Origin of the sequence: Trichocoleus sp. FACHB-591, from assembly GCF_014695845.1 — a bacterium.
Lineage (GTDB): Bacteria > Cyanobacteriota > Cyanobacteriia > FACHB-46 > FACHB-46 > Trichocoleus.
The window spans coordinates 15,538-29,385 of record NZ_JACJPA010000089.1 but is presented as its reverse complement, the minus strand read 5'-3'; the positions used below and the strand labels follow the sequence as shown (position 1 = coordinate 29,385).

General features: G+C 50.3%; 10 protein-coding genes. 4 read left to right on the top strand and 6 right to left on the bottom strand.

Annotation, left to right across the window (positions count from 1 at the left end; genetic code table 11):
* The first annotated feature begins 392 nt into the window (after window positions 1–392).
* Both H6F90_RS16430 and H6F90_RS16425 read left to right on the top strand, forming a co-directional pair.
* On the top strand, window positions 393–1,751 hold the full coding sequence (locus H6F90_RS16430; RefSeq protein ID WP_190553462.1) for an IS110 family transposase: 1,359 nt from the start codon (window positions 393–395) through the stop codon (window positions 1,749–1,751).
* Window positions 1,752–1,819: 68 nt separating this feature from the next.
* Window positions 1,820–2,884 carry an AIM24 family protein gene (locus H6F90_RS16425; RefSeq protein ID WP_190553461.1) on the top strand — a complete coding sequence of 355 codons (1,065 nt, stop codon included), beginning with the start codon at window positions 1,820–1,822 and terminating at the stop codon, window positions 2,882–2,884.
* A gap of 73 nt (window positions 2,885–2,957) precedes the next feature.
* Here the strand turns inward: H6F90_RS16425 and H6F90_RS16420 are convergent, their stop codons facing one another.
* From H6F90_RS16420 to H6F90_RS16410, 3 genes are read right to left on the bottom strand one after another with little or no spacing between them, the layout of a single operon-like run.
* Window positions 2,958–3,230 (bottom strand): Precorrin-3B methylase, encoded by a 273-nt coding sequence (locus H6F90_RS16420; protein ID WP_190553460.1) that lies wholly within the window; start codon window positions 3,228–3,230, stop codon window positions 2,958–2,960.
* Between the two features lie 2 nt (window positions 3,231–3,232).
* Window positions 3,233–3,424 carry a hypothetical protein gene (locus H6F90_RS16415; RefSeq protein WP_190553459.1) on the bottom strand — a complete coding sequence of 64 codons (192 nt, stop codon included), beginning with the start codon at window positions 3,422–3,424 and terminating at the stop codon, window positions 3,233–3,235.
* 3 nt (window positions 3,425–3,427) lie between these two features.
* Window positions 3,428–3,748 (bottom strand): hypothetical protein, encoded by a 321-nt coding sequence (locus tag H6F90_RS16410; RefSeq protein WP_190553458.1) that lies wholly within the window; start codon window positions 3,746–3,748, stop codon window positions 3,428–3,430.
* 53 nt (window positions 3,749–3,801) lie between these two features.
* Between H6F90_RS16410 and H6F90_RS16405 the strand changes: the two genes are divergently transcribed.
* Window positions 3,802–4,401: a Uma2 family endonuclease gene (locus H6F90_RS16405; protein ID WP_190553457.1), complete on the top strand. Its 600-nt coding sequence runs from the start codon at window positions 3,802–3,804 to the stop codon at window positions 4,399–4,401.
* Here the strand turns inward: H6F90_RS16405 and H6F90_RS31570 are convergent.
* Window positions 4,385–4,906: a restriction endonuclease subunit S gene (locus H6F90_RS31570; protein ID WP_190553464.1), complete on the bottom strand. Its 522-nt coding sequence runs from the start codon at window positions 4,904–4,906 to the stop codon at window positions 4,385–4,387. The two genes, H6F90_RS16405 and H6F90_RS31570, sit on opposite strands and share 17 nt — an antisense overlap.
* A 90-nt stretch (window positions 4,907–4,996) precedes the next feature.
* On the opposite strand from H6F90_RS31570, the gene H6F90_RS16395 reads away from it, so the two are divergent.
* Entirely contained in the window at window positions 4,997–6,058 is a 1,062-nt protein-coding gene (locus H6F90_RS16395; RefSeq protein WP_190553456.1) for an ISKra4 family transposase, read from the top strand.
* Between the two features lie 159 nt (window positions 6,059–6,217).
* Here H6F90_RS16395 and H6F90_RS16390 read toward each other — a convergent pair whose 3' ends face one another.
* Window positions 6,218–10,447, bottom strand: coding sequence for a phytase (locus H6F90_RS16390; protein ID WP_190553455.1), 4,230 nt, complete (start codon window positions 10,445–10,447; stop codon window positions 6,218–6,220).
* 101 nt (window positions 10,448–10,548) lie between these two features.
* Window positions 10,549–13,611: an ExeM/NucH family extracellular endonuclease gene (locus tag H6F90_RS16385; protein ID WP_190553454.1), complete on the bottom strand. Its 3,063-nt coding sequence runs from the start codon at window positions 13,609–13,611 to the stop codon at window positions 10,549–10,551.
* Between the last annotated feature and the right edge of the window lie 237 nt (window positions 13,612–13,848).

Here is a 13,848-nt window from a genome sequence, read left to right as displayed (position 1 = left end):
GCGACAACCGTGCTCGGAGCCTGCCTAGGCGAGGTGGTTGTTGCCCTGTTGCTTCAGGAAGTTGAGCAAAAGCGCATGCTGTTACAGCAGCAGGGGTGGGAGGTTCAGATTACAAGGTGCAAGATCTGAGCCTTTAAGGAACGAATATCGTTCGTGAGGGATGGAAGAAACATAACGGTCGGTCATCCCTTATTGTTCTACAGTTGAGACAATGTCCTGACAGTCAAGACCGCTGTTTCACTGGTGTGATTGCACCCGTATCTGAGCCTGGTTCTAGAGGGTCGTGCTGAAGACATTGGTGAAGTGACCCTCACTATCCCGTTTAGGAGATTGTATGTACAGTACCCTTTAGGTCAGGGCAGGTTTGCTAGCGTTCCATAAGGATGTGGGGTATGAGTGAATCCAATCGTGAGTTCGCTGTGATGAACCCGGATGCAGCAAGCATCGACCTGGGAGCGGAGCACCACTGGGTAAGTGTCCCTGAAGAGCGTGACTCCCCGTGTGTGCGTCGCTTTGGCTGCTTTACGGCTGAGCTCTATGCAATGGCAAACTGGCTACAGCAGTGCGGGATCAAAACAGTAGCAATGGAAGCAACCGGGGTGTACTGGATTCCGGTATTTCAAGTGCTTGAGACTCAAGGATTTGAGGTCAAGTTGGTCAACGCTCGTCATGTCAAAACCGTGCCTGGTCGCAAAAGCGATGTCCTAGACTGCCAATGGTTGCGACAATTGCACAGCTATGGCTTGCTAGCAGGTTCATTCCGTCCGAATGACCAGGTCTGTGTGCTACGCAGCTACATTCGGCAACGAGATAGCTTGATCAAGAGTGCCAGTGCTCATATTCAGCGGATGCAAAAAGCCCTGATTCAGATGAATGTGCAATTGCATCGGGTGATTAGCGATATCAGCGGTACCACGGGACTTGCCATCATTCGGGCCATCGTTGGGGGTGAGCGAGACTTGCACAAACTGGCAGCTCTCAAGGACTTCCGAGCCCATGCCAGCACCGAAGAGGTCGCGGCAGCTCTTCAAGGAGACTATCGTCGAGAACTCGTCTTTGTGCTGCAACAAGAGTTGCACCTCTACGAAGTTTTTCAAGGACAGATTGCGGCTTGTGATGCTCAAATCGAGCAATGTCTCAATCAGTTTGCTGACCGAGTTGATGTCTCTACCACTCCCCTTCTTCCCTCGAAGCGACGGGGAAAGAAGCAACCGGGCAATGCACCTGACTTCGATTTGCGCACCCACTTGTACCGCATCAGCGGGGTAGACTTTACTCAAATCGATGGCTTTGGCGTGCTCACGGTGCTGACGTTGCTGTCAGAGTTGGGGCTAGACCCCTCTCGCTTCCCGACCTCAAAGCATTTTGTCTCTTGGTTAGGTCTGTGCCCAGGGAGCCGCGTTACGGGTGGTAAGTCTAAAAGTTCTAAAACTCGTCAGGTGGCGAACCGGGTGGCTACAGCTCTCCGGATGGCAGCCCAGACCTTGGTTCGTTCTCATTCAGCCCTGGGTGCCTTTTACCGTCGCTTGCAAGCCCGTTTAGGTGCTCCTAAGGCAATTACAGCGACGGCCCACAAGCTGGCTCGCATCTTCTATCATTTTTGGACTTCAGGTGGCACCTATGCAGATCCTGGGATGAATGCATACGAACGCCAACATCAAGAACGGGTCATCAAGCATCTCAAGAAGAAGGCTCAAGCACTTGGCTTTGATCTCATTGCTCAACCGATTCTTCAAGAGTGTGTTTCTTAGGAGCTAAGGTACTCATTTTAAGCAAAATTCTTTGCTGACAGACCCAACAAATATTAAGGAAAAGGACAATGACAGCCTTGTGGTATTACAAGCAGTTGGATCAAGAAGTTGTTGGTCCGCTCTCTCCTAACGACTTGGTGCAAGCAGTCGCTCAGGGTCTCATTGCGCCAGAAACGGAGGTACGCCAGGAACCAGGAGAGTGGATGCCTGCTGCGAAGGTGAGTGGATTGTTTGAACGGGCAACGCGTACAAACCAGTCAGTCGCTATAGCTAATGGAGCAGCTGGACTAAAGCCTTCATTAGCTTCTCAGAACTCAGGTGATGTCATTGAGGTTCTTGATTCTGCTGTGCATGGTGGTTTTAAGGTAGAAGTCTTGGGCTACCGTAGTTTGTCCGGGTCTCACGATCCCTCTACAGCACAAACAGTTTTCTTTGCAAACCAAGCTGGACTAAAGCTTAAGCAAGTGAAAGTTACGCTTCAGAATCATGAGGTGCAAATCGAAGCTGGGGCCTTGCACTACATGCATGGTCGTTTGGAAATGGACAACAAGGCTGGGGGAGTAGCTGGCCTAGGGAAAGCAATGCTCAACAAAATGTTGACGAATGAAGCAGCGTTTAAGTCGCGTTACCGAGGAACGGGCGAGCTTTACCTAGAACCATCATTTGGCCATTTTCTGATTTATCAACTTCGTAATGAGGAGTTAATCGCCGATAAAGGGTTATTTTTCTGCTCCGACGGGTCGCTGGAAGTTGGGGTTGCAATGCAGAAAAATCTCTCATCAGCGTTCTTGGGTGGTGAGGGATTATTTCAAACGAGGGTGAAAGGCAATGGTATTTGTGTGTTTGAATTGCCTGTGCCTGCTAATGAGGTTCGCTGCGTTCAACTGAACAATGAGACACTGAAAGTGGATGGCAATTTTGCCTTGATGCGGACGGGCAACATCGAATTTACAGTAGAGAAGTCAACGAAGAGTCTGTTTGGAACGTTGACTAGTGGAGAAGGCTTGCTGCAAACCTTTCGGGGAACAGGCAAAGTTTGGCTGGCTCCAACTCAAGGGATTTATCAGAGAATCCAGTTGGGCGGCATGAGCAGTTTGAGTGTGACCCAAAAATCCTCCAATACGACAACTTAAACAGCAGCCATTCCTTTCTGATTTGCAGTTGATTTTCCTTAAAGTCAATTAACTGATGTTTTTGAACTGACTGCTAGCCCGATCGCTTCTTCTGCTGCTTCTGGGGTGGAGTGCGGTGAGCGCCGAAGTACTTTTCGCTGCGATAGCGGAGCCAAACTCGCAGGACTTGAGGGATTTGGTCTTTTTGCTCCGGAGTCAGGGTGTTGTACAGGGCTAAGGCGCGATCGCGTTCTCGACGGCAGGCAGCGTTGTTGTGGGCATCCCAGTAACTTCTGGCAACTCGAATGCGACGACAGACTTCTTTGACGAGTTCTGGCCCGGATAGGGGACGTTCTTCTTTGGCCACTTCTATGCGGGTTCGGTGGGGGTGAGGCGTGCGAGTTCTTGAGCTTCTAACACGGCTAGCTCTGTAGCGGCGTTGGCTAATTGCTGGGCGATGTTGACGCGGATGCGTGCGTCGGTTTGCTCACAAACTTCACGGCTGAGCATGCGGACTCGATAGCGGTAAGCGATTAGGGATTTTGGATCAAGGACTCGCATGGGTCAGGGCTCTACAAAGGTTTCAATGTTCAGCAACACCCGTTCTGACTCTAAGTATACGAACAAAATCAGGATCAGGTCTTCATCGCTGGTGACTTGGAATTGGAAGGCTGCGGCGACCGGTTCGACTCGGGGATGAGTGGCGATCGCAATGTACTGACCCGGAGCGACATCAACCAGTGTGGCACTGGCGTAGGTGAGGTCAGCGGTCTGCTGAACGGCGAGCTTATTGCCTTGCTGGATGGCAATGCTAAAGGGAATGCCTTCGATGGAGGTCAGGGCTTGGCCGACTTCGTTACGGATGTTAAGGATGAGAACGGCCATGTGGACGCTGTTACAGTGAGAGGTACGAGGTTGAGTTGCAGGAGCGATCGCAGATGATTGCTAGCCCAGAGTCCCGGTATTTTACCCCAGAAGAGTATTTGGAGTGGGAGGCGCAACAGCCACTCCGGTATGAGTATGTGGGTGGTGAAGTGTTTGCCATGACTGGGAGGACGGTGGCGCACAATACGATCGCGCTGAATTTGGCTGCGGCGTTGCGGGGACATGTGCGGGGTGGGCCTTGTCGGGTGTTTATGGCAGATGTGAAGGTGCAAGCTCAAGCTCAGGGGCCGTTTTATTACCCGGATGTGATGGTGAGTTGCGATGTTGGCGTAGCCTGTCCGCAGGACACGCGCGATCGCTCGGCAGTGCGGTTGATTCAGTATCCGTCGCTAATTGTGGAGGTGTTGTCGCCGAGTACGGAGGCCTATGACCGAGGGGGTAAGTTTGCTCAATATCGCCGAATCTCAACGCTGCGAGAGTATGTGCTGATCAATGCGGAAACGGCAGAGGTGGAGTGTTTCTGGTTGAATGCAGCGGGCAAGTGGGAGTTGAACCCTTACGGTGAGGGGGAGGAGGTCTATCTAGAAAGCCTCGATTTCTCCTGCCCGATCGCGCTGATTTATGAGGATGTAACGTTCACACCTCCAGTTTGAGTTGCTTCACTCGTTTGCCTTTGGTCTTTTTACCGTTATCTGCTTTTTCACGCTCGGCTCGGATGCGCTCAAGTAACACGGATGCAGGTTCATCGTTGGGGTCTTGCTCAACTAGTTCACCGCGAAAGGCTTTAGCCAGAATAGATTGATTGAGGCAATCGATTTGATTTGATGTTATTAAAAACTGCTGTTTGATAGTTTCGATGGATCTGAGCAGATTTTCGATGCATGCAACAATTTCTTTCTGTTCCCGTAGTGGAACAAGGACAAAAGGAATTTCTCGTACTCGCTGGCAGGTAGGAGCTTGAGGGCCTGAACCACTGCTTGCCTCTCTCGTAGTTGCGTATTGATATTGAAACCAGTACCAGAGATGTTCAGGTGAAATTAATTTGTGGTTAAGTATGACAGCAGCAATATTTTGATTGATGGTAGCTTCAACTTTGAGTATTGCAGTTTGTCCCCTTGTCTTTCCTTCTCCAATCAGTGCTAAAAGTACAGTATCAATAGGTAAAAGTCGAACAGAAGTACTGGGTGCGTGTCACCTTCTTGAGAGAAAAAATAGGCTGAGAGGAAAGCCTATCGTCTCAACTGTCTTATGACTCCAGAAGAACAAGTGCAACTGCAACAAGGCATTGATACCATTGCCCAGATTCTGTATCGCAATACCCCTGCCAAGAAGTTGCAAACACTCGAAGGAATTGAGCAAACCATTCACCAGCAAACTCAGGAACTGGTTTTGCTGGTGAATGGGTATTTTTTTATTGCAACAATGACTGCAACAACGGCAGGATACCTCCGAACACCAAAGAGCATTTTAGGAACCCTGTGCATCACGAGCGAACAGGCTGAACGCTTGCAGGTCAGAGCAGGTAGCCAAATTAGCCCGATGCTGGAGAGATGTTGTTTACGTGTTAGTGCGAATGTATCTTACCAACGTACGGCTGAAGATAGTGAACTATTTACTGGAATGCGGGTGAGTGCGAAAACTCAACAACGATTGGTACAGTGTCAGTCGTTTGAAACTCCCTTGTTAGAGGAACAGGTGGAAGAAGTTAGTATTGACGGTGGAACGGTGCGATTAATCGTGGAGCCCGGGGGAGAACCACGATGGAGACAATACAAAGCTGTGCATCTGTCACCGGAGAAGGTTCATCAAGGGTGGCTCGATGTCAATTGCGCTTTATTGGAGTGGCTCACTAAGCAACTCTTCTCTCCGGTTGTGACCTGTTTAGGAGCCGGGCATGATGGCATTTGGAATTTGTTTGAGCAGATGAGGGGAGCTACCGAGCGTCATGAAATTTTGGATTGGTATCACTTGATGGAGAACCTAGAAAAAGTTGACAAGTCATTCCAGCATTTAGCACAGGCTCGTTCCCTCTTGTGGCAGGGAAACATGGATGAGACCTTGGTGTTGTTTGAAGGTTGTCAAGACCATCAAGCTGGCTGTTTCTGTCAGTATTTGCGAAAGCATCGGCATCGCATTGTCAACTATGGTTATTTGCAAGCAGAAGGCATTTGCTCGATTGGTTCTGGGGCCGTTGAATCAACGGTTAAACAAATTGATCAGTGGCTCAAAATTTCAGGGGCACGATGGAAGCCGGAACATGTTCCAAACGTCTTAGCGCATCGGTGTGCTTACCTCAATAACCAGTTGTAGTGTATTTTTCTCTAGAGAAGGTAACACGCACCCCAACTAAGGTTTCATACGGAAGTTGCCGAAGCGGTAGAGGGTAGACAATACCTAGCGCGATCGCGCTAGGTATTGCACGCATCAGACAGCCTTACAGCTTCTGATTTGATTCAAGGTTATGTGTTACTAGGCAAAGATCAAACTGTTGTTGTTGATGTCGCTCACTTGAATGCCAAGTAGCATTGCAGTTTCTTGACCTGCAATGCTAATCACAGTATCGTTCAGCCTTGCCCCGACACCTTGGGCGATCGCGACTTGATCGGGTGTGATGCTGCCAGTTAATCTCAGGAGGTCTCTACCAATCTCAAAATCGGTGATCGTGTCGATACCTTCTGAGTCTACTAACTGAAATTGGTCACGACCTCTGCCGCCTGTGAGTTGGTCTAGTCCTGCCCCACCGAGCAAGATATCATTGCCATCTCCAGCTAGAAGGGTGTCATCCCCATCGCCACCCCGCAGCAGATCATCGCCACTCAATCCTTCCAGGCGATCGCTGCCTCCTTGCCCGTTGATTACGTCCTTGGAGCCATTGAAACCTTTGACACGATTATTTAGGTCGTTGAGGAACGTCACGGAGTTGCGGTTGAAAATGGTGCGGCGCTGACTGTTGGCATCAAAGACATCAAAGCTGTCTCGGACAGCATTTTGACCATCGAATAGGAGGTTGCCCAGTTTGCTCAAGTTCTCTAAATTTTCTAGGCGGAAGTTCTTGAGCATGACTTGAGTTTGATCGTCACCTGCAAAGCTAACTACTAAATCGGTATCTTGTTGAGTGAGCAACAGGTTACGGGCAGTCAAGCCTTCCCTATCAAACTTGAGTGTGTCAACTTCAGCGATCGCTTGGGATGAAGGTCGAGTTCCTTCGCCAATGCCACCAAAATTAAAGATGGTTTTTGTGTCACCTGGAGCGATCGCAAAGGTGTTGTTTCCACCCGTAGCAAAGGCGGTGGGGTTGCGTGGATCAAAGCTAGTGGTATCTATTTTGAGGAATTCAGGAAATGCAGTAGCGACGTTCTGCCAAGGAATGAATTTGAAATTGCTGCTGGCATTTTCGATCTCACCTTCGTCGTTGATAATCACAGCGGAGTCGTTGTTGCCATCCTGTACCGCTAGCAAACCGAAGGGAAATTGGGGGCCGAGCGGCACATTAATGATGTCTGCACCATCCGATTCTTCAACGCTGTCTACTCCATTGGAGCTGCCTACCGCAAAGCTACCAAGATAGTCGTTGTTGCCCTCTCGGCTAAAGACAGCGTAGGTGCTATCTCCCTGACTGGATGCCAACAGGTAGCCTGTACCGTTGTCGGCATAGTAGATAGTTAGCCCTTCGACATCGGCTTCTAAGATGCTGCCATCGGGTTTGACTGCCTCGATGAGCGTACCAGTTGTGCCGCTTGTTGGCTCTGCTGAAAATTTGAAAATACCACCGTTTTCTTGTCCTACATACAGATAGCCCAGCTCACGGTCAGCCACCATGCCCTCGACTTGAGCATCTTCTAATTCACCACCAGCAGGAATCGGAACGGTTAGGGTCCGCACCACTTTAGCACTAACGCCGCCTGCCCCATCATCAATTAGCTCTAACTGAGCAACCTGGCTATTTTCTCGTTGGCTGACGAAGACATAAGACTTGCCGCTAAACGGACTGGTGTAGGTGGCTAAGCCATAGGCTGTCTGTTCACCATCGTCAATGCCAAAGATGGAAGCAGGAATTTTGTTGCTGGTGATATCCGTGAGTTGGCGGGTGGTGGGATTCACCTGGTAGATCGCCAGTGTGTCATTCTCACGATCGGACGCGATCGCTAAGTCTACTTTCTGCCCACCCACCTTGAAGCCGTACACCAAATCCACATTGTTGTAGCGCACATCTCCCGGTTCACCTGGCAGGATAGTTTGCAGAATTTGCCCATTCAGGTCATACACCGACAAGCCGCCATCTTTGAGCGTGCCGATCACCAAGCTTTGAGCTGCATCGGTGGGATGAACATAAATGGCTGGATCGTCGGCATCTCCTGGTTGTTGGTTGTTTGGTGGTTCATCCAGATCAATGACGGGTGGTGTTTCTATAACAGGAGTGACACCGGGAGTGGTTTCGGTGTCGATCGCAAAAGCGAGAACTTGCGTAAATTGAGTGGTGCTAAAGTTGTTGTCACTGACTACAATGAGCGATCGCCGTCCATCGGGCAATGTGTCGCCCAAGGTAATGCCTTCAATATTGTCGAGAGTGAGGCCCAAGTCAGCAAAGTCAAGCAGGAGACTCTTTTGAGCCACAGGATTGACTTCTAACCCGGTTAAACTATCGACGCTGCTCACGTCGGTGGCTCCCTGTAACTGTACCTGATAGAGCCTGATGCTGTTGCCAACTCCGGTGGAGAACGATCGCTCCAGGCTTAACAGGGTTCCGGTGTTGTCGAGTGCCAGCAAGTCCACCAAGCCGTTGGTTTTGAACTGCCCCGCAGGCACGCTCTCTACCTCCACTGGGTCGGTGATGTAGACAAACTCACCCATGGGCTGCCCAGTGGTTAGGTCATATTTAAGAATGCGGGAGGGGCTGGCAACGCCTAAGTCTGCGGCTGCTCCATCCTGTGCTAGGGCGTTTTCAGTAGCGGTGTAGAGAAAATGGCGATCGGGCGTGATGGTCAAGCTTTCAAGGGCTAGGTTGTTGCGAATGCCTTTAGTAGGTGTGAACGGTTGGTCAGCGTTGGTAATTGCTCCATCTCCATTGAGATCTTGAAATGGATTGACGGGTAAGAATTTTTCAGGAATGGGCAAGGTGCTGAGTTGCTTGCCAGTCGCTAGGTCAAATTCATTCACAAATGGATTTGTCACCCGTCCTGCCACTGGATTGGCTTCTCCTTCTGAGGAGATGTAAACGGTTCCTGCGTCCGTCAGGCCAATGCCTTCGAGGTCAATGCTGAGGGCTGCAAACGGATTACCATTGGCATCTGTAAGGGTTGTGACATCTTGAAACGTGAGATCGCCTGAATTTAATTTGCCGTCGCTTAGATCGATCTCGAGGGTGTAGAACCGAGCGGGATTGATTTGGTTGCGATCGTCGGAAATGCTGTAATAGACTTGATTTTCCACATCATAGGTAATGCCTGACAGTCCACCAACTTGAGTACCCTCAAAGGTGAAGTTTGTCGGGAAGGTGACTTCGCCCAAAAACTCTATCTCTGTCACGCTTTGGCGATCGATGTTTGGGGCGATCGCGACATCTGTCCACACCAAGCGATGGTCAGAACTGGGAAACCCACCGGGAACACTGGGAGTAAAGTTGCCAACTAGCGGAAACAAAGGATCTTCGTCGGGCGGCCAAAATACACCTGCATCTTTAATTTCTAGGTTGGTAGATGGGAGAACGTAATCAGCCCGCAAGTTTCCAGGAGTCGTATCGGCAAAGTCTGCGGTGTCAAAGGCTGGATTACCTTGATGATTTGTATTGGCACCACCCTGCCGTGCCGCTGCATCAGGGCCACCTGCGCTCGACGGGGTGATGGATGTATTAACCAGCGGGTTTTCTAGCAGTTGTTGAATGGCAAAATCAACGCTATCTCCATCAAAAGGATCGGCATTTTGATCGCCCATAATCACAAAGCGCGAACCAGAAGCCAAACCGCCCTCATTTCCCTGATCGTCGTAAATATAGTCGCCTTGTCCAGGGGTAATGTAGTCAGCCCAAAAGCGAATTTCGTCGTGGTTGCGCTTGCCGTTGCGGTCTTCAGCTCCATCAAATACAGGCGGGGTGGGATGGCTAGCCAGAACGTGGATAGTTTCACCGTCTACTTCGATTGGTACATCCCAGTGGCTTTTGGAGGAAAGACGGAAGATTTCTAGCTCCTCAGGAGAATACCAATCGTTGGGTGTAGGTGTGGTTGAATCATCAGGCAGCAACGCCCCTGGCATGTCTTTCCACAGGAAGTTCTGGAATGTGCGAACTTGCTCTGTAGCGATCGGATATTTGGAATACACCACCATGCCAAACTGACCGGGAAAGGCACCAAATCCTAAGGCATCATCACCCCCGGCGATCGCACCATTATTATTCAGGTCAAATCCAGATGGAATCCCGGTGTTAGAAGGTGCAACATAGTAGTAAGGATAATCAACCGGATTAACTCCGTTTTGGCTGACGCTGAGGTAATTTTGCCGAAACAGATCAGCGGCTTGGTTGCCAGCATCATAGTCAAACTCATTCACTAGCACCACATCCGGGTTGACCCGTTGGATAATTTCGGCGATCGTTTTTGCCTGTGTATTGTTTGGTGTAGATAGGTCGGTGATTAGTTGCCCGGCGCTATTGCGGTTTAAGGAAGCATTAAACGTAGCAAAGCGAATCGCTTCTGAAGAGGTCATAGGAAAGTCCTGATAGAGTTGGAAAATAGGGGCTGTAATGTTTTCGGTGTTGCAAAATTTCCAAAAAAGGGTGGATATTATCCACCCCAAGGCGCTTCAGCTTAAGCAGCGACAAAATCGATCGCCGTAATGTTGTTGGTGGGAATGCCGTTTAGCGTTGCCAGCAGTTCGTTGGTTGCTGTCACACGGATCAAGGTGTCATTGGCGTTGCTTGCGATCGTCAGTTGCCCAAACGTGAGGCCATCCACTAGGGCTAGGAAATCTGTGCCGTCTTGGAAATCCTGAATGGTGTCTGTGCCTACGCCTGCTGCTAAGAGGAAGCGATCGCTACCATTACCACCATTCAACGTGTCTTGACCTTGGCCACCATCCAAGAGGTCATCACTATTGCCACCATTGAGAATGTCATTGCTGATTTGACCTAGCAGGATATCATTACCATTGCCGCCACTGAGGGTGTCATTGCCGTTGCCACCATTGAGGATGTCGCTACCGTTATCCCCGTTGAGTTCGTCTCTCCCAGAAGTACCGCTGAGCGTATCTTCTCCGTTACCTCCATTCACAATGTTGAGAGTGCTGGCCAACTCTGCTCCAACGAGAACAGGGTCATGGTCAGAGGAGCGATAAGGAGTAGGCTCATAAAGCCCAGCAGGGTTGAATTCCTGGTTATAGTCTAGAATTCTAGGTTCGTCGGCGTTGATATGCCATTCGGTGGCTCCGGTGACCTGCTCGCTCAGACTGGCAGTGCTTAGCGCATGATCCAATCGTCCAGACTGTCCCGCAAAAACATAGGAGTAGGGATTCTCAATGAATCTGCCCAGCTCGTCTACCAGTCCACCGTTTCGCAATACGTCGATTGGGTCTTCTTCACCGTAGGCGTTGAGGTCTCCCAGAACTAGGACATCGCTGTCACCTGTGCTGGTCTTCAGCTCATTCACGAAGCCGAGGAGCGCTTCTGCCTGTTGTACTCGCGTAAAATTAAAGGCACCCTGGCCATCTCCTTGATCAGCGTCTAAGCCTTCGCCCGTACCACTCTTGGATTTCAAGTGATTGATCACCGGGGTAAAGGTTTCGCCGTTAGAGTTCAGCACAAAGGTCTGAGCTACGGGCTGGCGATTGTAAACCGCATCTGAGTCACTGAGCGCAGTACCCACTGGAGTTACGGTTTCAGGCTTGTAGATAAAGGCGACTTTAATTTCGTCTGTTCCCGTTCCAGTAGCGGGGTCACGGATATAGTCGTAGACTTTTTTGCCTAACGAGGCGTTGAGCCGATCAACCAATTCGGCGATCGCTGATTCTGAACCATCTCCGTCATTTTCGATTTCAATCAGACCCACCACATCGGCATCAAGCGCCGCGATCGCACTGACAATTTTGGCACTCTGCCGCTCAAACTCTGCGGCTGTTGTCGCACCACGCGAGGTTGGGAAGCCACCGCCGTTACCATCGCCATTGAAATAGTTCAGTACGTTGAAACTGGCTACCTTGACATTGCCTCCCACTTCTTCAGGCGCAGCTGTGCGGGGATTAGAGTCAACGAAGTTCGGGCCTTCAGTTGGTTGCAATCGGTAGTTATTAAACCCGAAGCCCAAGACCCCGGTCAGTCCTGCCACTGTGCTGCCGACTCGTAGCGTGCCGTCTTCAGTCAAAAAAGGAACCGTCGCAGGGTTCTGAGTATTGCTGCCATCATCGAGCAGAATATCACACAAGTTATTGGCATTTTGCTGCTCGGTCACAGCGGCAATGTTGTTTTCGTCGTTCTCGGTTTCAGTAGTCGGGATATCAGTCGGGTCAATGAATTCGGTGGGATTGAATAATCGCCCTTCTGACGACAGCACCACTTCGCCAAACCGCCCCAAATTGAAGTTTTCAGTCACGGTCAAGGTTTCAGGGAAGGTGACGAGCATGCCCTCATAGCGCTCTAGGTCAGTCGCTGTGGTGACAGGCAAACTCACCGCGATCGGGGTGACTACTCCGGAGCCAACAATGCCCAAGCCACTGATGTTATCGAGTTGCGTCTGGTTAGAAAATTCTGAAACTCGCCCGGTGAGCCGCACCGTTTGACCTGCACTGACATCGATGCTGTTGGGCGCAAAGACAAAGATACCGTCTGAGGTGGCTGTATCGCCATCTCCTCCTGCCTCTTGCACGTAAAAGCCATTCAATCCACTGCTACCCTGAAAGTCGCCCGTAACCACCGCTTCGACCGTCACGGTTTGCCCAACTTTAGTACTAGCTGCCCCGCTTCCCTGAATTTCATAAATTTTGGTCAGAGCCACATCGTTGTCGATCACACTGACATTGAGATTGGAAATCGGTGTGAGGCTGTTGGAATAAGCTGGGTCAGCGCTATTGGTGATGCTGTGGGTAATCACCCCAGTATGGGGAGAACCTTCTACTTCTGGATCATTGATGGCTCGAACCGTGATGGTTTGTGGCGTTGTATTTGCGAATGTCAGGTTCAGAGAATTGAAGAAGTTGACGCCATCGGCGCTGATTTGAGTTTCTGCGTCAGCGGCGATCGCTACTTCTACCGCCCCTGTAGGCGCTGTGTTGAGCGCGATCGTGTAGGTATCGGTGGTTGCGCCCTGCTCGTTGACCTCAGTGCTGTTATTAGATTGGGCGATCGTTACGCCTGCACCTGCTACGGGACCAGCGCTATAGCTGCCTAATCCATCAAAGGTATCCGTCACGAAGCCATCCCACTGTCCGTTGGGGTCAAAGGCATCAGTAGGATTGGTATCGCCACTAGTAACATTGCTGTCACGTCGCAGAGTGTTGTCTGCGGTGCTAGTTAGCCCCGTTCCCCATTCCGTACCAGGGTCAAACCCAATCTGACCAATGGAATCAAGAATTGTGCCACTGGTGCCACCCTGCCGGAGAACGATCGCATCATCTCCGTTAAACCAGCCTGCTCCGTTGGTTTGATCTGCCTGGGCCAAAATCGTGGCGTTAGCATTGCTTTGAGCGAGCACAAACACATCGCCCGCAGCCACACTGCCTGTTAAGGGAATAGTCAGCCCTGCGGTCAAGCTACCGTTGAAGTAAAACTGAACCACATAGTTACCAGCAGTTAGATCGATTGCTGACCCTGTACCATTGAAAATTTCCAGGGCTTTATTGTTGCTGCTGCCCTCAATGTATTCCGAGAAAAGTAGAGCCATCGAAATCTCCGTAAAAGCTACGATCTGGTCACTGCCCCAACCCTATATAAATGTCACAGCGACATTAAGGGATGAATATCCCTCGATTAAAAGGTGCGTAAATTTACTAAAATTTTCAAAGCACCTGCTATCCAAACTGTTTACAGCAGGTCTACCCAGATTCAGTTCACACCAGGATTAGCCGAAGGCTCTCTGAATCACTGCGTTTGTCGGGAGGCGTTGCTGAAACAGTAATGA